Here is a 19,252-nt window from a genome sequence, read left to right on the forward strand (position 1 = left end):
GTTGGCTCACTCCTAGAGGCTGAAAATAGAAGTTCTCCCCACATATAATAAATGTGGGGAGATGATAAAAATTTGACGCTCTCAATGGAATCATTTCTAATCCGCACCAATTATCAAGACATAAGTCCAGCATTTAGGAGTCTACACCCCGAGTCAGTGACGTCCAGATTTGTGCGCTGCGAGGCCACCTTTTCCTTAAAAACATGTGACAATTAAACCATAGTAGGGGTTTAGACCCCTCTGGATTAAAGCTCATAAGTTTGAGGGGGAGGGTTATGAGGTTTAAGACAGAAATGAAATTTCTGTTTTGCTTTTTGGGACTATGGTCACTTACTGGGCATCAAGTCCATGCTTTTGAAAAGGCACAACTCAGTGCCTCTTTAGATCAGTACATCAATGTGTCTGAATCAGGCCAAAGTAGTGACCAAGTGGTGTCAGCACAATTGCTAAGAAGCTCTTCCTTTCTTTTTGGTACGACTTACGTCATGGATGCAGACCTATTGTGGAGTGGTAACGAGCGTGCCCTCTTTTATAATATTAAAAATCTGAATGTGAGTTTAGGAAGTATTGAACGCCTGATCGTGGGCATCCACCAAGAAGCTTGGAATGAAGGCCTAGATTTTTGGGGCTCTTCAGAATGGGGTCCACAGATGCAGAGAAATAAACTCCGAGTGGGTCAGGGTGGACTGCCTGGAGTTTTCTATAAAAAGCAAATGGAGGGGCTGACTTTTACGGCCATGTACTCTCCTTATTTTTTACCCCACATGGGACCTGATTATGATTTTGCAGGTGGGAATGTCATTTCGCAAAGCCCGTGGTTTTTACCACCGCCTGAAACAGTACCTTATGAAGGTGAAAGTTTTCAGACCAATTACAGTTTAGATGAACCTCGCATCATGAGTTTCTTACAAGTTCCTGCTTATGGGGTGGCCTTTGAATACTGGCCCAATAAAGAACTTTACTTGCGCATGAACTGGGTCAGAAAGGCCAATCCTCACATGCTGCTGGATTTAAATTTTACTGCAAATGCCTCTGACCCCGATGTACCGATTGATGTACTCGTTAAACCGCGCATCGCTGAGCATGAGCTAAGAAGTTTGGAAGCCTCTTGGAAGGTCAGCAAAAGAACCCGATTACGAGCCTCTGTCTTACAAGAGGTCTTTGATCAACCTCGTTTTGATACTCATCAGTTCACTTATCAGACGTTTACGGATCAAACGGTGTACTCTCTGATTCTTAGTCAAGAGCGTTATGACTACACCTACTCTTTAGGGGTTCTGGTGCGTGATGGAGGCCACCTAGGTTCAGTAGGGGAACTTAGTTCAGCCCTCGTCCACCAAGGCGTCAGACACATTTATCAAAGAGCCGTGAAGGGCACTCTAGGATTAAAAAATCTATGGTCTTGGGAGGCTGAAGGCAGTGTGGCTTACGACTGGACCCAGAGAGGCTTCATTGCCACTTTGAATGTAAAGCGGTCTATAAATAAAAACACATATATAGAGCTGGGTGTGGATGCCATCGAACCTTTTAAAGATGCTCCTGAAGGAAGTTTTATCTATCAATATAGAAATTTAGATCGAGTATGGGCAGGAGTGGCCTATGTGTTTTAAGTTAAAACCTGTGCTTAAAACACTCAGCCTTATCGGTCTATGTGTGACCTTCTGGGCCTGTTCCAATAAAGGAAAAGAGGGTGAGGGGATTTCGGTTCAGCTGTCTTATGATTCCAAGTGTCTCAATGGACTTGCTGATCGTGTCGCCAAGTGGTCTGAAGGCCGAGGGTCGGCCTCAACAATCCAAGCCGATGTGAGTTGCATTGGGGACGCCATTGATTATTTTTTAAGACGGGTCAGAGGGGCTGATGCGACCTATTACACTCACACCGAAGTCTTTCATATTTTACAAAAGTTTTTTAATTCCAGAGATTTCAATCAGGCCATCGTAGACGATATTTTAGAAGTCAAAACTTGGATTTTAGGCGGCGACTCTAAGATTCTCACACGTCATGAGTTAGAAAGTCTATCTACATTGTTACACGAGACAAAACCTTTACTAGCACGCCTGACTCCTGTGGCTTATCGTTTATTTTTTAAGCCCGCTCCCAAGCATAATCTTTCCCATCAGTTCACTTCTGTTGAGGCTACAGAGCTGCGTTCGATTTTAGGTCAAATCATAGAAAATCTAAATGAGGCCTCGGCACCCGTGGTCACTCCTGTGGATGTGCAAAGAGCCCATGAAGTGATCCAAAGAATTACCAAACATTTTGATGTGAGCTTTATCAACCCTGAAGAGTTAAAAAAATACTGGAGTGTCATCAATATTATATTGGGGCAGGAGTTAGAGTCAGACATTGCTTTGACTCCAGGGTCTAAAATCTACAAGTATATTGAAAAAGTTTACTTCTTGGCTATCAGGCTTAAGTATGGTGTGTTGGACTCGGGCTGGCGAAACCCTACAAACTTTTCTCATCTAGAACCCATTGTAGAAGAGGCCATCCCCTTAGTGGGTGAATTTATTGAAAACCAAGATCGCCAAGTGCTAACACGTGCGCGTATTTTGAAACTGACTGAGATTGTGATCGACATTGTCGATATGCCAGAACTTGATGCTGAAATTCGAGAGATGCTCGTTGACAGATTTTATACTCGCTTTTTTCAAGTACAAGACGAGCTGGATTTGAAAAATTATCGTAAGCTTAAAGTAGAGTGGAATGAGTTTAGAAACTTTCAACACAACACTGAAGTCTTCTATGGTCGACGTTTTGACTCGAGTTTAATGAGTTTAGGTCTATCGCAAAGTTTATCTATTCATAACCAGTGGGCCATAGATTTTATGTGGCCTATGCTCAGCGATCAAGATGGCTATGTTTTGACCGACCTTAAACCTCGCATGGTAGAAGCCAATTACGGCAATCTTTTTAAGCTCAATTGGCAAAGAGCTTTAGCAAGAATCTTTGTGCTGATGTACACCGACGAACCTGTTCGTCGTTCTTTGCTTACTGGAGTCACCCTAGATGAGTTGCGCTTTGGTTACACCGATGTGTGGAAGTTTTTAAAAGCTTTAGATATTTTATCAGACACAGACGAAGGAGCGTGGTTTCGCATTTATAATGAAGCCAATCTATTTGTGCCTCGGGCTCTACCAGATTCTTATTTGAGTTACATTGAAGGTGTGGATTATTTTGCAATTTTATTTTCAGGCTTAGAGTTTTCGGGTTTGCAGCAAGAAGAGATGCGAAAAACTTGCACCCAAGATGATAAACGGTGTGATTTAGAATGGATTAAAAATTCACCTGCCAAATTCTGGCAACCTATGATCCCTCAATTTGGAACTTATCTGCGTTCAGGCTTAAGTACTGCCGAGTGGCAAGAGTGGGTTGAAGGAATGGAAGAGATGGCCAGAGAAACCAAGCAGCCTCAAGCCTTTAAGCGTTCGGAGTTATTGGCTGTCAGCATTGCCTCTCAATACATCGAAGCCTTTTTAAGAAAGTATGACGAGAACAAAGACGAGCTGATCGACTTTAAAGAGACCGTGAACTCTTTTGAAAATTTTAAGGCGGCACTTTTAGCACTGCCCCAGATTCAAGGCACCCAAGCTGAAGACGATCCACAGATTTTGCTTGCGGTGTACTCTTTCTTTTTGCGCAATGGACGTTTACCTAAAGAGGTCTTTGGTCAACCCATCGAACTTTATGGTTGGCTTAAACGTGTGCAAAGATGCACCATTATGGACGATCAAGGGCGAATCACCCTTGCTAGTAATGTGTCGACCTGCGAGTACACATCGAGCCGTTCAAAGTTGATGAAAATATTGGCATTTTTGTCTAATGCGATTTAATTGGATTTGAGCTTGTAAAAATTTCAACTGGCTCTATTTTGAGTCCACTTTAGGTCACTTTTTTAATGAAAGCCAACTGGTGGTAAGGTAAAACTGAGGACTATGTGCCACACCAGACGCGCTTTTTTTATAATCTTAGCGGGGATCGCCCTTTGGCAGCCGTCCACTTTTGCGCAGTCTTTTCAGAATCTGATTTATAAATCGACCTCTTCAAATCTGGGTGAAACCGTTGATTTGCGTTTAGATAATTTTGTCTCTTCCCCCAGCAACGTCATTTCATCAGATCAAGACTTGATCTTTATGTTGCACTCACGCCGCAACGGGGATTTTGGCAGCGGGCTTTACAATTGGGATTTGGGTGGGCGTTATTCGCGTTACGAGAGATTTCAACTTTGGGTGAGAGAAGCTTACCTGTCTTCGGGTAAGATGAACATTTTGGGAAATGAATCCCGTTTGAGCCTAGGGCGTAAGTACTTTTCAAATCTTAAGTTAGATTCTGTGTGGAACTTAGGGGCTATGGAGTCTCAATTTCGTGGTGACCCTCTTGATCCTATCCATCAGGGTTTAACAGGATTATTTTTTGATATGTCCCTTTCTTCGTCACTGAAGTTTAAACTTTTTGCGTCTGTGGTCAGCTTTCCTGATTTAGGTACAAGCTTTGATGTGAAAAACGGAGCTGTCAGTTCTACGAGTCCATGGTTTGTTTCGGCCCCTAGAACGGTGACTGTCAATGGGAATGAAGTGCCTTTGACCTACGATCTTTCTATTTCCAATCAGTATGAGAAGCTCTTTCGTTTTTCCGCCATGACTGGGGTAGAGTGGTCTGGGGACACGGTGGACATCAATATCAATGCAGGGGTTTTGCCTTCAAGACGATGGACGTTGAATGTAAGACCGACAGCAGTAGTGAGAAATGGGGCTACGGAAGTCGTGGCCAATATCAATCCCGAACTTTTGAATCGTATTGTGGGTTCGGTGTCTTTTGATAAAAAGATCGGCGAGGACTATGTGCTTTCTGGAGAGTACTTTGCTGAATCTTACCTAGAAGATATGACCGAAGGGGCCACGATCAATGATATGCAGTCCAATGCACGAGAAAGCTCTTTTCTGCACATGGGGTTGCAACGTCAGAACATCAGACTGGGCGATGTGGAGATTCAAACGGGGCTTCATTATATGCGTCGTCTGAAGCAGACTCTTTTAAATGTATTGCAAGATTTTGAGTACAACGATTTTAATTTTGACGAAGCCCTTTCATTGCAAGTGGCTGCGGCCTATCAGCCTTGGAATTTACAAATGCAGTTCAAAGCTTTTTATGACTTCACATACCAGTCTATCCTGCTATCACCTCGAATTGAATACCAAGCTCAGAAGGATCTGACTTTGTACTCACGTTTTGATCTGGTGGGCACCAACTCCACTGAAAGTTCTTTTTTGGGCAACCAAAAGGCCAACGACAGATTTTTATTTGGGATGACCTATGCCATGTAGTCAAAGTGTTAAACTCTTACTTCTTAGTATGAGCAGCGTGTTGCTGTTTTCCTCATGTAAATGGTTGGGTGAAGAAAGTTATAAAGCCAAAGCCATAGAAGTCGACAGTCAGCATGAGAACTGCTTTGTGGACTTTAATGAGTTTGTAAAAGATTATTTTTCTTCTACCGTCACGGAAGAAAAAGTGAATACTTTTTTTAGCTGTGTGGAGCGTTCTATTGACGATTTTATGCGTAGAACATCAGAGTCGGACAAAGCTAAGGGCTACAACGCCGAAGAGATTGCAAGACTTCTAGAGTCCTTTGTTTTAGATACTAAAGAAGGTGATGTGTACTCTCAGAGATTCCTTCTAGTAAAAAGAATGTTTGTAGGTGGGGATTCTGCGCACTTTAAAAGAGAAGAGTGGCAAAAGGTGAAAGTCCTCTGGCCCGTCATTCGCCAAGCAATTTTAGATACAAGACTTCTGACTGATAGCTATTACTTTTATAATCAAGATAAAGAATACCATAAAGCCATCACCAAAAAGCAGGATCAATTTGCTCAGGCCCTAAGTGATCTGACAGACAAATTGACTGCCGCAGGTGGGGAGATGAACACCGAAGAGCTTCTGTTCTTCAAAGACCAGATTTTGAGTATGCAAAGCCTACAAAGGTTTAAACCTGTTTTTGATGGACTATTTGATCTGTATATCTCTTTTTCTTCTTCTCAGCCCAAGAACTGGTCTAATGCGTTTAAATTTATTGAAAAGACTCTAAGAATCAATGCTCATATTCGAAGATCAAAAATGGAAAAGGAGATCTTCACACCTAACAGTACGGTCTACTACGCCCTTGTGATCAAATCTATTGTGGATACTGTGGACTATGCTCACGAGCTGAACTGGGACAATCCTATAGAGCAAAAGGCCATCGAAGACGTGGTGGTGGGACTCTATGAATCAAAAATTTTATTTAAAAATGTTCAGTCGCGCAGTGATTTTTTGACTGCTGTAAGAAAGATGGGGGCCAACCTCTTTACTGCACAGTATGACGACAAATGGAGTGTCACTAAAGAAGACGTGCTGTTTTTCAAATATAAGTTTAACACTTGGATGCTGACTTTATCTAAGGTTTTAGAAGAATATAATGACAGAAGCTTTATGTCAGAATACACAGATTTGACTTATGATATTGATTACATCAAGGACCCTGATACAGTGGCTGGAGAGCTGTACCAAGAGGTGGTTTTAAAGTCTAAAATTTATAACCCTATGTTCAGTGATGTTTTTAGTTATAAATCTCACTTTGTAAGTGCACCAGAAAAAAGTATTCGTTCATCCACTCATGGTGTTTTAAATCACTTTTATCAGGGTAATTTAGCCAACATCGTGTCGTTCTTTTTTGACTCTTATGGAAAGCAAAAGTCTATAGCGCACGAAGTGGATAAACTGGTGACAGAAAACACAGTGGACCGTGTGTACCGCGATATCCGGCCGATTACAGTGGCTGAAGGGATCATCAATCCTCTGTCATGCTCTTCGGGTTCAAGATCCTTTTTGGAAGCCAATATCTTTTCTTATTCGGGCAATGGGGATAGTAAAGTTGATATGTATGAAGGGATTCAGTGGTTTGCCTCTATCCTTTCGGCAAGTACGACATCCCGAGATGTTTATCGTGGGGCTTTAGACAGTGGATGTGCCATCCCTGGAACATCGAAGTATCAAAATTTCGCTTATATTGATGCCACCTGTTTTAAAGACTACTTTAAGAAAGATTATTCTAAGCATCTATACCATATCCCTGGGTTTTTAAATTTTATCAATGCAGGGGATTTTGATAAGTTTTATAACCAATACTTTAGCATGGTTAGAACATGTAAAAATAACGAGCTTCCATTTAGTTTTGATGAAGTTCAGTACGCTGTCGCTCTATTACAATATATAGAAACTCTATTTGAAGTGTACGATACAGAAGCTTCAGAATGGTACTTCTTTACACGTCAGAAGAACAACGAGCTTGAGTTTTCTGAGTTGTGGACTGCTTTTCATGATAGATTCAAAGATGTGGTCAAACGCCTTGGTGAGGCCCAAGCGGGCACAGAGCTTTCAGATATGGTTGTCGAGCACATTTACCGTAAGCTGATCACAGACAAAAAAATGCCTTATACACCTGATGGCACTTGGGATTCGGCAATGTGGTTTATAGGCAGTCGTAGCTTGACTGACCCTCCTCCGTATAATCGTTTAGACATCTATGAAATTTTTGACAGTGTACTGACAGCCATTTCAGGAACAGGTGGCAAGGTCACCAGTGAGTACTGCCAGTCTGTTAAATTGGCTTGGGAAGAGTATAAACTTAACAATACCTTCTACGTCAAAGAGCCTGTGGGCGCGTGTACGGCGGACTAGATCATTTTTCAGACTTCGATGACATTTTTGATCACCTCCTTCTGTAAGAGATTTACAGGAATAAAATTCAATTCCCCTTCATTTCAAAAATAAAGACGTTTAAGGCAAATTTGAAAACGGCCTTAGGATTGCTCTGTATTTTCTTATGTTAGCACGCAGTTAGTTATGAAGCTGACAAGAGATATAAGCTCTAAGCCAGAGGGATGTGCTTAGAGAGTTTGCACGGAGGAAGAAATGGGAACAATAAAAGTATGTTTACTTAGTCTTTTGATGATGATGCCAATCAGCTCTTGGGCCTGTGACAATCAGGGAAGTTTGATTGAGGGATTTTTACAAAGAAACAAGCATTGGGTCGAGGTGGAAAATCAACACTCTACAAACATCGCAAAAAGAAACCCAATACTGATTGATATCAACTTTAGAAATCCAGAGAAGAGTAAAATTTTAACATTCAAGAACCAAAATGATCTCTTAGGCGCTATCAAAAGTAGAGATTACTCTGCAGGTGAAGAGCAACTGTCTTCCATCAATAGCATCTGTTTAAAGAACAATGTTTTAGAAATTAAAAGTAATCAAGGTGATGCCAAATTATTCTATACGGGCAAAGTCTTAAATGCCGAAGTCAGATACGGAATTTTTGGCAGCACGTTTTACTTTAAGAAGCACTAATGTCTTTTAGAGGTTCTGCCTAGCGACGGTCCACTTGGACACAATGTCGTGTCCAATCCACCAGACGGCATCACCTAAGTCATAAGACTTGTCTAACATGAGGCCACCGCAGGCCTTAAATACAATTTCACTTAAGTCCGCAGTGCATAGATTTTTAGAGTCTGTGTGCATGTCCATCAGCTCAGCTGAAGCGCGTTTCATTCTGTCCATTTGCTCAGGCTGATTGTGAGTAGGCCATTTGTTAAATTCACTTTCAAAATCTTTAGTGTCCGCATTCAAATACTTTTGCACATAAGCTTCGATGTCTTGCAAAGTGTATCCTTCTTTAAGTTTGCTTTGGCTTTCTTTAAAAAGCGGATGACTAGGACTGAGTCCCTCATGTCTTAAAGCCGTAAGAAGGGGATAGAGACACACCTCAATGCCTAAAAAGACACTGCTAGAGTTAGTTAAAATTTCTGGCGCATTAAAGACCGAGGCTTGAATGTTTTGTTTTAATGAGTCTTCAGCAATGGTTTCTAATTTGATCTTCGCCCAACCTTGCAGGTAAGGAGAATAGCTTTGCCAGATGTAATCATCTTTGGATTCCACATAAGTATCACAACCATGATAGCCATAAGCCACATAAGACACCTTAAAGCCTTCTTTAGTCTTTTTCTCTCTTAGAGCTTGGGTTTCATCAATAAGAATTTGGTAAGTGTTAGCTGTCACCTCATCAAAAGAACGATCACACAGGTATCCAAGATCCGTATTCCAAAACTCTTCTGAAGATTGGTATCTGTCACCACTGCCTTTAAAGATTTTATTTAAACAAGGCATGATGATTTTCGCACGTGGAATGCCTCCTGCCATAGTGTGAGCAAAAACAATGTGTCCCTCTAAAGGGATGTCTTTTTCTAGGGTTTTAATCATATCTGCTGTGCGAGCTTTAAAGTCTTTGCGACTTTGTAGAATGATGTCTTCAAGCTCTTTTCTGTCTACAGCGACTTTATCCCACTCGCTCATCTTGTAACCAGAGATCTTGTCTACTAAGGTTTGTCCATCAGACCAGGGAATAAGATCAAAGCCCGCTTCAAGAGGAACATTGACGAGTGGGGTCTGCTGCTTTTCTTTAAGTTCTTCAGGGGTTAAGGGGCGAAGCTTTTGGGTGTCAGCATCACGGCGACCTACGGTGGTGTAGACCACCTTCATGCCTTTGCGCTCGGCCTCTTCGATCAGACCGTTGACGTAACCACGACTGAAAACCTCACCGAACACCACAAGCGTGTCCTTAGGGCCATAGTTTGCAGAAAGGGGAAGTTGTCTAAGGGGATTAAACTTTGCCATATTGTCAGCTCCTATAAGTGCTCATGTTCAAATCTATGAGTTGAATGATTTTGAGTCGAGATTCAACCTATAAATTCTTAAAAATTTCCTACCACCATATTGGAATTTGAGTATAAAAGACAGCTTAAGTGCGCCACAGGCAAAGCCCTAAGGGAGCATGTGAAAATGCTCATCAATACAGCCCTTAAAGTTGTCCCATAATTCGAGCATAAATTATTATGATTTTGTCAGGACCTGCTTAAAGTATCCATACTGTAATAATTTCAATCTGAGCATATATTAAGCTATATAGCCTTTCATATCTAATATATTTGATTTGGTCTAATTTTATGGATTTTAAGAATCTGTACAAATTTTAAAATATCCTAAAAAAACAACAATTTAGAACCTAATCATGTAATTTTTTAGGTTTATTTTTCACGGTTTTTTTGGTTCTTATAGGGTCTGTGAGTACATGCAGTGACTATTTTTGTCTTCAAAAGCAAGGGTCACTCTCAAAATGGCAATTTTAGATTTTAGAAAAGGATATATTCGATTTGAGTGCTAAAGGCTTGAGAATACTTCTTGAATCATAAATCTAAGATAAAGACTGAAAGAGGGAGAGACTTGAAAACGCTAGTGAGGACCGCTTTTGTTATGGGACCTAAACTTAGAGCTATGGTGCATGGCTTTAAGGGCCTTCTCACACCTGCAAAAATCCTATTCCTTACCCTCACTTTCTCTGCGACCACGTCATGGGCTTACAATGACTTTCTGTTTAGAACCAGTTCTTTTTCCAGAGAATCCAGAAAAGACTTTCAAAAATTTGATCAAGACGATCGCTTAATGCTTAACTGGTCTTTGCGATCTGCGGGTGAGTCTTATGCTGACCAGATTGATGAAGATTTTGTTTATGCTGTAGGTGGCCGTTCAGAGATCAAATACCGCCTGTTAGATCGTTTGATTTTTACCACGACCATTGACGTTCAATTTAGAAGTGGACGTGTGCAGTCGCGCTTTGGAGAATTTACTCCAAGCGGAATCTACCTGCACTATGGTTATTTTGATTTAGATATTTTGAATGATGATATGTTTCATCTGATGTTTGGAACTTTAGATCAAAGAAGAGTCTTTTCGGGTTTTGTTATGGCTCAACGATCTTTTCCTGGTTTAGAGGAAAGAGTGAACATCAAAGCTATGGACGGAAAAATGCTGTACAGGTTTTCTACGCAGCAGGTGATTCCTACGTCTTACACTTTTAATACAGAGTTAGTGGCTAAAGAAGAACTTCCCACTTTATTTTCTGCTGTGGCCAGTGCGACTTATGAAAGCGGAAGAAGTTATGATATGAGTGCCTACGTTGGTGGCTTTAGCTATAACAATTTACCCTCTAAGGTGGCCGACTCTTCTCGATTCTTAGGCAACAGCGTGATAGGGACAGGGGCTGCCAGTCAGTTCATTTTTGGTTTTGAAGGCTGGATGGCAGGTATTGCGGGAAGATACGATTTTAACCGCGACATCGCCGTGGGGTTTAGTCTTGATATGCTAGAAAACACCAGCGCTCCTGATACGTTTAACCAAGCGCAGATGATTCGTGTATTTGCCTCTAGACGTCTTAATGCTGATCTGGGCTTAGATTTTAACGTTGGCAATTACTTTGTCGAATCTGACGCCGTTCCTGGATATTACACATCTACGGTTATGGGAAACACAAATAGAAAAGGGAATTTTGTGGAGCTGGGTCTAGAGTGGATTCCTAAAAAAGTACGTGTGTCAGGTAGATATGTAAAAGCGGATTTGATTAACAAAGACACTTCGGGCCGTCAGTATGATGCAGATATTATTACGATACATTTGGAGACATCTTATGATCGCCTCTTCTAAAGCTCTTTTGAAACACACACACATTTTTGCAGCTCTAATTCTGGGCGTGCTTGTGCTGACTACGGGATGTATGAGACATAAAACTCATGACCCTAAAGTCAAAGCCGAATTGGTCTTTGGTGACAATGCGGACTTTGATATTTTAAAAGTGGATGCAAGGCCCCTCAACCAAGAGAACAGTTTATATAAAGCTCAAGGTTGGAAAGTTCCTTATTATAAAAATTATGAATTTATTGTGACCTTACGTGACGGTCTGCAAGGACGAAGTCTACGTGATTTTAGATTCGAGGTGCTTGAAGCGTCTGGGAAGCCCGTGTGTGATGCAAGATCCACTGGAGAAACACCAAAGTGTGAGTTCACCGCTAATGCGGCCAGCGAGATCCGTTGGACAGAATCTATTCCCTACGATTTCTTTAAGCGCGACAGTCAGTCTGCACTTTTAGCAAGAAAGATCAAAGGTACAGGCAGTCGTACGGGGCAAAGAACCGTAGTGCTTGAGATCAATCCATGGTCAACATTAAGAGGTTTAAGTGTTCCTGAAGTGAGGGATATCACTTTTAACCTCAGTGAAGAGCAAGCCAAGATGCTCAAAGAGGCAAGCTATGATCCTTACGGAGCCTTAAAGATTTCTGGTAACAACCCTGAACAAAAAGCCAAAGTGATCATTGATAGTATTGGCACGCAAGTGATCCAGTCCATTGAACCCTTTGTGGCTATGAGATCAGACTCCGCCATTCAGCAGTCACTAGATGATCGTGAAGAAGGCAGTTTAAGATTTCAAAATTTGGTGTACAGCAGATACAGTAAGAACGAGTTTGTCAGTCGTCAAAAAGATGCGGGTCTTGAAGGTGACTTTACCTTCTTACGTAAGGAAGGCACTGGCAATAAGGCTGTGTATGTGTATGAAGACATCGACAGTTCACAAAATATTGATGGTCTGAAATTCAACTTTGATCTTAAGATGAATTTAAAATATGAGTATCAAACTCCAGAGGGAGTCACTCAAAATAAACCTTTAATGGATGGACGTTTTAGAGTTTTATCCCAATTAGTCCTTGAGCCATCAAGTGGTGCAGACCCTATTATTCTGACCCCTAATATGAACGCCATTGTAGGTGAGATTTTTGAAGGTAAGTTATTTGCCAACTATCAAGCGATTATCCCGTATCTACCTTCAACAGGAAATATTAAATTAGCTGTTCGTTTGATCCCATTGGGTGTAGAAGATCAGCTTTCTTATGTGGATTACTTGTACACTCTGGGGCCTTATAAGAGTCTGATTGGTCGTATGGGTGATTTATATCCCGATGAGCGTACGATTAAAAGAATCTTTAACTATGATGAGTATATAGCAAGAGCCACAGGTGGTAATGAGGCCATCAATAATGGCTATGCTTATAAAATCAGAGACTACAGTTTTGGTACTATGAACATTAAATTCAGTACAGTCGAAGCGGGTGAAACGGCTTCGCAAAGAACTGTGATCTTTAGAGTCAGTGCGAAAGTTTACGATGAAGCTACAGGCTCAACAGCAGCTCCTAATACGCCTTTTGAAATTGTGTCTTTGCATACAGGTATTTCTAATCCCACGGATAAAACAAAGTGGAAGTTTATGAAGATCACAAATGCCAAAGACGTTAAGGATCCTAGTCGTGTGAATCGTGATGGCGAAATCTTTTGGTATGATAAAATGTCTCACAAGTATTACCATCGTGAAAAGTTGGTTGAGAGAAGAGTTTTTATTGCCAGATGGAAGCCTGAATTTGAATCTGGAAATTTTGATTTTGTTGAAGAAGTGAAAAATTTTGTTGAGGGTAAACCCACTTCAAAAGGCGTGAACATTCAAGAGCTTAAGATGTACATCAACCCATGGGATGAAAGATTCGGAACCTTTGGTACGGATGCTAGCATTGCCTCGGAATCCTTTATTAAAAATATTGAAGGTCGTGAAAAAATTGAATCACGTTTCTTTATTGGGAATTTCAGATATGAAACTTTACGTTTTAGATATGAAATTGGTAAATCCATGGATCTTAACGTTAAAAAGACGGTGCTTTTGACGTTAGACCCCTTGGTGCTTAGATACTCTTCGATTCTGCAAGGGATCAATGCTGTAGATCGCATTCGTGACGGATTTTATATTCTTAAGGCAGCTCTGCAAAAGGACTATCTTGATCCTGCGGCCAGAGACTATGTTCTGCAACCAGAACCTGTCGATGCCGCCGAAGAGCTTTTAGATGAAAGAGACATGCGTGAGATCGTGGTGGATGCTCCTCCTGGAGACAGTAAACTTATGTATGGAGATGACTATGTGGGAACTCAGCATGGAATTCCTTACGGTGATCCCAGACGTAAACGTTCGATCAGTTTTGTTAAAAAACTGGTGCGTGTGAACTCTGGTCGAATCATTACTCCTATTGAATTTTCTATTGAAGATTTACGTTTAATGAGAATCAGATCACAAATCTTTGTGCAACTGCAACTGGTCAATCAAGTGAAATTGCAAGTGGTGAACATTGTTAAAGAACGTTTTGAAAAGATCTTTCAATTTGAAACAGGAAAAGTCAGCCCTATTCTTGCTAAGTTATCTGAACAAGATCAAACTCTGATTAAGTTTCAAATGCAAAAAGTCTTAGATGCTATTGCAGATAGTATTGATGATGACATTTATATCACTCAAGTCGAAGATCTTGAAAAGATCATTCAAGACCCTAAGGTGATCTCTGCTATGGATGATCTTGAGCGCTCGAAATTAGGATACTTACTTAAGGATGTTTTGATTGATCTTAAGCGTGAGTTTGAATCTAAGATTGCCTCGACGATCGCTGTTACTGATGACACACTTTCAGAAGTCGTAGACGAAAGAAATCAAGAGCTGGCGGAGCGTGAGCAAGTGGCTACGGAAGCCGCACGCCTTGCCGCAGAGTCCAGACGTCAAGCTGTGGACCCTGTCACCCAAGGTGCAGCAGGGCAGTGTGAGAGCTTAAACCCTGTTAAAGTGTTGTCTACAGGGGAAGTTAAATTTGATCTTTCAAAAGAAAATGCAGACATTGATCCTGTGACTATGGCCTATATCCCATTTGATACAGGTGTTTTTCCTGAAAACTATGCGGATCGTCTGTCGCAATTTCAGCCTTTTAAAGATGCAGGTAAACAGTTCTTTAAAAATCTTTTAAATGAGGCCACTCTCAATAGAATTTTAACCAATGACTTCACTGTATCTGCGGCATTTGGACCCGTGTCTGACTTAGACAAGTTACATGATAAAGACTCGGGTATTCGAAGTCGTACTTTTGTGGGCCCAATGACCTTCCTATACAATACCAACTCAGGAAGTTTAAGACCTACAGACAACTTAGATGAAGCTTATTGTGTGACAGATGATTGTAATTCTTTAAATACATCTTTGGCCTCTCAGTACGGAGTCATTGAAAACTTTGAATATGAAAAGTCTCCTTACCATGGATCTATCGCCCATTTTCAAAACGTAGTGTTTGAAGATCAAACTTTTGTGGACGAATCAGGGCAAACCAAAGTGATTGAAGGTATTGAAAGCATGTACAAAAGGCTTAAGGCGGCCAAAGAGGTTCGTGCGCAAGTCGATGGTATGCTCACACGCTTTTTAGACACGTATGATCTGTCCTACTTGTCATTAAAAGACATCGCTCCAGATCGTTTGGTGTGTACAGACAACGTGCTTAAAGGCTCTCACTGTTATAAGAAAGACACGCAAAGATATATTCCTCTGAATAGATTTTTTGAGAACTATTCCGAAGTGGTCAAAGGCATTGTCGACCAAGATTATAAAAATAAAAATAAGTACGAGGCGAACTTTCAAAACTTATTGGGAAGTTTAGCTTCAGTGCCTAATCGTTCGGCGGGTCACAATTTACCCTTAGAGATGCCTTACGGATTTATATCTGAGCAGTACAACGTCGGGTTAGATCGTTGCCAAAATGTACAGAGCAATGTTTGCCAAGAGAGCAACAAGTCTCCTGGTCTATGGGGTCTGACTACAAATTATGATGTGGCTTTGGATTATGTGGCTCCTACTCGTGATGAGCTGTTAAAGATCATCAAACAGCCTTATAAAGGACAAAGTATGGTAGCTTCGGGTCATGCTAAGTTCACACCAGAAGATCAATTTAAAATGTGTGACTTGTTTGTATACGGAGAGATTGCTCCTAAGGCTTATAAGAAGTATGGCAATGATAAGCGTAAGCTTGCCCGTCTGCGAGCCAACCTGTTTGCTATGGCCACAACTTGTAAAGATGATGTGACAAAAGGACTTGAGCCTTTGGCCTTAGAGCGACGCTTTAGAATCAATGAAACAGGTCGTTACTACTTCTTAGGTGGTAAGTCTATGAACGTTCAATCCACACAGGATGTGAAACTGTCGTCTTCACTGCGTGTTTCAAGAGCTTTTGGAGTCAGACCTTTAAGACTTATTACTGGAATCATTGAAAAGGGATCGACATTCTCATCAAAAATTTCTGGTTTACTTTTAGGGTCTTTAGATTTCACATACAATATGGCTAGGGACCGTGGCTTTAACGAAGGTTCAGGTGTGAACAAAGGAACCTATCTTGTGATGCAAAACGCAGAGTTTGAGATTGAACTTAAATCTTATGAGCAGTGTATTGTGGCAAGATGGAACCCTGTGTTTGTGGAAAGACAAGACCGTCGTTTTGGATTTTCTGAGGGTGAATTTACAGAAGATATCGTTGCGGGAATGATGATCTGTAGTGGTGAAGTTGAAAATACTCCTATTGCGGTCAAAGAAAAATATTACTACTTCACTCAGCATTTTACTGAAGGGGATATGTTAGACCCTGCGGACATTCATAACCATCCTTGGTTGCTGGCTCTGCGTGGAGTGCGTGAGTTCAATACTTTTATGCTGGCACTTCAGTCTTATGAGCAAGACGGTGCGGGTAATAAGACAGAGCGTGAAGTTGTAGATGCCGAAGAGATGATTGGTTACTTTGATATGTGGCAGAACGATGCTGAAAACGTAAAACAGCGCATGGCAGGTTCTTATAATCCCACAGATCATTATAAAATCGCGAAACGCACAGATTGGCCGATTGATCAAATGGTAAAAACCTACAATCGTACTATGCCGACCTTCCCAGGAATGTACACTCAACTAGATGAAGAGGAGTACAACGAAAGAACTTGGCCTTGGGGCGCTGAAGCACCAGGTGAGGTGATGAAGGCCAGTGCTCGCTGTCAGTAATAAAAAGAACTTGTGATGTATTGGGTGAGGTCCGCAGAGGGAGAACTCAAAGTCTCTTTACACATGGGATGCTCCCACGCGCTTGTCAAATAAGATGCGGGATCTTTTTGAAGCTTTATATATCTTTGATGTAGGGCTTCGATCTGTTGCTGTAGTTGTTTGGCATCTTGACATAGGTTTACAACTCTTAATGATTGGGCGTCTGGGCTGACACGCATCACTTCTAACGTTTGAGTCTCTTGGCTTGGGTTTATACTTTCTAATGGTTTAAAGTTGGGATCTGTTGCATTCGCTGTTAGTGGTGGATCGTATAGAGGGATTTTGCTGTACTGTGTGGCTTCTCGGTTGTTGGTGTAATGGGGGCCTACGATCACAGGAGTTTGGCAGACCAAAGCTTCCATGACACTGTGAACTTTCTTTTTAAAAGATCCCCCGATGAAAGCCCCATAGGCACCTAAATACGATTTATATAAAATTCCCATCTGATCTATAAGAAGCACTTCTCCCTCTGGGGTTTCAAATCCGTTTTGAGCTGAAGAGAACTTGCTATAACGATGGCTTCTTAAATTTAAACTCTCTAGTTGTCGTTCTAAATTTTGCAAACCTGTTTCATGGATCTCATGAGGAGCAATGACTAGAGTGCCATAGGCGGGTCTCCAAGCCTTGAGCAGAGGCATTAAGTCTTCGTCCCATGTTGAACCTGCTACAAAAAAGGGATGAGGTAAAAAGGCTTGTGTCTTTAAGGGTAAAATTTTACTAAAGGCCTGATCCCAACGAGTGTCTCCATGAGTCAGCACGTGGGGGCGTTGATCTAGGGGGGTGCCCTCTAAAATTTTTAACACATTTTGATGGTCCTCTTGGGACACCACAGAAATGCTATGGAGTTGTTTGTAGATCCAGCGTTTGATCCAAATTTTAAATGGATTTGTTGTCGCCTCTTCGGTGCGTGAAAACAGAAGAGTGGGAATTTTTTTTCTTTGAGCCTGATGTAAAAATTCGGGCCACACATCCGTGCGACTGATGAGAATCAGTTGAGGGCGAAGTTGTGATAAAAAGAAACGCAATGGCCCTGGGAGATCCAAAGGCAAGGGTAAAGCCAAGTCCACATAAGGATGGGTTTTAATCTTGTCCACATAACTTGGGGAGTAGTAACTGCACACAATAAAGCTATTAGGAATTTCTTCTTTAAGACGCTTGGCCAAAGGGAAGGCATATTCCGCTTCACCAGAGGCGGCATGAATCAAGATGACAAACTGATCTCGAGGTGGCGGAGTAAACTTACCTTGTTTTAAACGCATCAAAAAATATTGACGTAATTTTTTTGAAAACAGAGGACCCAGCAACAATGCAAGAATTAAGACAAAGGCATAAAGGGGTCGGTATAGACGGATCATAAAAGGTGTAAGATCTCTTGTTTGACGTTATGAGGATAAATTTCTTTTAAACATTTTTGTGTCTCTTTAATCTTACATTGTCCTCGACCATCTTTGGTGCAAGGAGAACAAGATAGATTTAGATTCATTATAGTTGTGCTTTTTCTAAAAGGCACACCAAAAGCGGTGGGACCTAGAAGGCCCACGCTAGGCACTCCCATATAGTCAGCCCAGTGTAAAACTCCAGTGTCGGCACTGACAAGAGCCCGAGCCTCTTTGATGGCCTTCCCCGTATCGGCCCAACTCAGCTGACCGATGGTATTGGTCAAGCGAGGGGTCTGCAATTCGTGAGTGAACGTGTCCTCGGCTCCACCGATCACAATAAAGTCCCAATCAGGCATGCTGTCCATCAGGCTTTGAAAATGAGTGAGTGGCCAGCGTTTGAGAGGCCACGCCGCACTAGGAGCCAAGCAGATGTAGGGTCTGGGATGAGTGAAGGCAGACGCCTTTAAAATGTTCTGATTGTAAGTGTCGTTCACGGGAAGTTTCTGTGCTTGAGGATTTTGTGTCAGTACCTTATTTTTTATAAGAGGATTTAAAAAGGAATCGGCACTGACAAAGGGCAAAGGAAATCGGTCTATTCTTAATTTAAATAATAAAAAGCGTTTAAAGCGAGACTTTGGGCGCCTTACGGTGAGTGCTTTACCTGAAAAGAGTCTAAGACGTAAACGCAAAAAGAAGGTAGAGATCAAGATTAAGGTAGAACGTAAATTATTGTGGGCATCATAAATGCAGTCGTACTCTTGAGTGCGGATCAAATCTTTTACTTTACGCAGCTCTTGCCATAAAGAAGAGCCTTGGGTTTCAAAAGTATAAATCTGACGAATCTGGGGATGGGCCTTAAGGGGGGCTAAAAAGGCCTTTTTGGTTAAAAAATCAACATCATAAGACTCTGCCGCAAGCGCGTCCACACAAGGAAGAGTCTGAATGATGTCTCCAAAAGACGACAGTCTGAGGATTAAGATTTTTTTTGCCTTCATAATGGCTTGCATTATGAACTTTTTTTGTGAAAAA

Annotated in this window: 10 protein-coding genes; 7 read left to right on the forward strand and 3 right to left on the reverse strand. The window is 41.5% G+C overall.

Annotation, left to right across the window (positions count from 1 at the left end):
• Positions 1–275 precede the first annotated feature (275 nt).
• The 5 genes from M9899_07310 to M9899_07330 all read left to right on the forward strand — a co-directional run bounded on the left by M9899_07310 (position 276) and on the right by M9899_07330 (position 8,380).
• Positions 276–1,610 (forward strand): hypothetical protein, encoded by a 1,335-nt coding sequence (locus tag M9899_07310; GenBank protein MCO5113967.1) that lies wholly within the window; start codon positions 276–278, stop codon positions 1,608–1,610.
• Entirely contained in the window at positions 1,600–3,834 is a 2,235-nt protein-coding gene (locus tag M9899_07315; protein ID MCO5113968.1) for a hypothetical protein, read from the forward strand. The genes M9899_07310 and M9899_07315 overlap by 11 nt, the downstream gene beginning before the upstream one ends.
• 102 nt (positions 3,835–3,936) lie before the next feature.
• Complete coding sequence (locus M9899_07320) at positions 3,937–5,325, forward strand: hypothetical protein (GenBank protein ID MCO5113969.1); 1,389 nt, start codon at positions 3,937–3,939, stop codon at positions 5,323–5,325.
• Entirely contained in the window at positions 5,315–7,711 is a 2,397-nt protein-coding gene (locus M9899_07325; protein ID MCO5113970.1) for a hypothetical protein, read from the forward strand. The genes M9899_07320 and M9899_07325 overlap by 11 nt, the downstream gene beginning before the upstream one ends.
• 234 nt (positions 7,712–7,945) lie before the next feature.
• Positions 7,946–8,380 carry a hypothetical protein gene (locus M9899_07330; GenBank protein ID MCO5113971.1) on the forward strand — a complete coding sequence of 145 codons (435 nt, stop codon included), beginning with the start codon at positions 7,946–7,948 and terminating at the stop codon, positions 8,378–8,380.
• Between the two features lie 6 nt (positions 8,381–8,386).
• On the opposite strand, the gene M9899_07335 is transcribed toward M9899_07330, so the two are convergent.
• The gene (locus M9899_07335; GenBank protein MCO5113972.1) at positions 8,387–9,703 is read right to left on the reverse strand and encodes a hypothetical protein; all 1,317 of its coding nucleotides are present in this window, start codon (positions 9,701–9,703) and stop codon (positions 8,387–8,389) included.
• Between the two features lie 606 nt (positions 9,704–10,309).
• On the opposite strand from M9899_07335, the gene M9899_07340 reads away from it, so the two are divergent.
• Both M9899_07340 and M9899_07345 read left to right on the forward strand, forming a co-directional pair.
• Positions 10,310–11,566: a hypothetical protein gene (locus M9899_07340; protein ID MCO5113973.1), complete on the forward strand. Its 1,257-nt coding sequence runs from the start codon at positions 10,310–10,312 to the stop codon at positions 11,564–11,566.
• Entirely contained in the window at positions 11,511–16,805 is a 5,295-nt protein-coding gene (locus tag M9899_07345; protein ID MCO5113974.1) for a hypothetical protein, read from the forward strand. The genes M9899_07340 and M9899_07345 overlap by 56 nt, the downstream gene beginning before the upstream one ends.
• Here the strand turns inward: M9899_07345 and M9899_07350 are convergent.
• Both M9899_07350 and M9899_07355 read right to left on the reverse strand, forming a co-directional pair.
• Complete coding sequence (locus M9899_07350) at positions 16,799–18,199, reverse strand: hypothetical protein (protein ID MCO5113975.1); 1,401 nt, start codon at positions 18,197–18,199, stop codon at positions 16,799–16,801. The genes M9899_07345 and M9899_07350 overlap by 7 nt on opposite strands.
• A complete protein-coding gene (locus M9899_07355) occupies positions 18,196–19,218 on the reverse strand; it encodes a glycosyltransferase family 9 protein (protein MCO5113976.1) in 1,023 nt (340 codons plus the stop codon). The genes M9899_07350 and M9899_07355 overlap by 4 nt, the downstream gene beginning before the upstream one ends.
• Positions 19,219–19,252: the final 34 nt, after the last annotated feature.

The sequence above is a fragment of the Pseudobdellovibrionaceae bacterium genome (assembly GCA_023954155.1).
GTDB lineage: Bacteria > Bdellovibrionota > Bdellovibrionia > Bdellovibrionales > UBA1609 > JAMLIO01.

Coding starts and splice junctions, on each gene's coding strand:
- M9899_07335 (MCO5113972.1), bottom strand. CDS start 9,703: ATGGCAAAGTTTAATCCCCTTAGACAACTTCCCCTTTCTGCAAACTAT.
- M9899_07350 (MCO5113975.1), bottom strand. CDS start 18,199: ATGATCCGTCTATACCGACCCCTTTATGCCTTTGTCTTAATTCTTGCA.
- M9899_07320 (MCO5113969.1), top strand. CDS start 3,937: ATGTGCCACACCAGACGCGCTTTTTTTATAATCTTAGCGGGGATCGCC.
- M9899_07325 (MCO5113970.1), top strand. CDS start 5,315: ATGCCATGTAGTCAAAGTGTTAAACTCTTACTTCTTAGTATGAGCAGC.
- M9899_07310 (MCO5113967.1), top strand. CDS start 276: ATGAGGTTTAAGACAGAAATGAAATTTCTGTTTTGCTTTTTGGGACTA.
- M9899_07330 (MCO5113971.1), top strand. CDS start 7,946: ATGGGAACAATAAAAGTATGTTTACTTAGTCTTTTGATGATGATGCCA.
- M9899_07345 (MCO5113974.1), top strand. CDS start 11,511: ATGATGCAGATATTATTACGATACATTTGGAGACATCTTATGATCGCC.
- M9899_07315 (MCO5113968.1), top strand. CDS start 1,600: ATGTGTTTTAAGTTAAAACCTGTGCTTAAAACACTCAGCCTTATCGGT.
- M9899_07355 (MCO5113976.1), bottom strand. CDS start 19,218: ATGAAGGCAAAAAAAATCTTAATCCTCAGACTGTCGTCTTTTGGAGAC.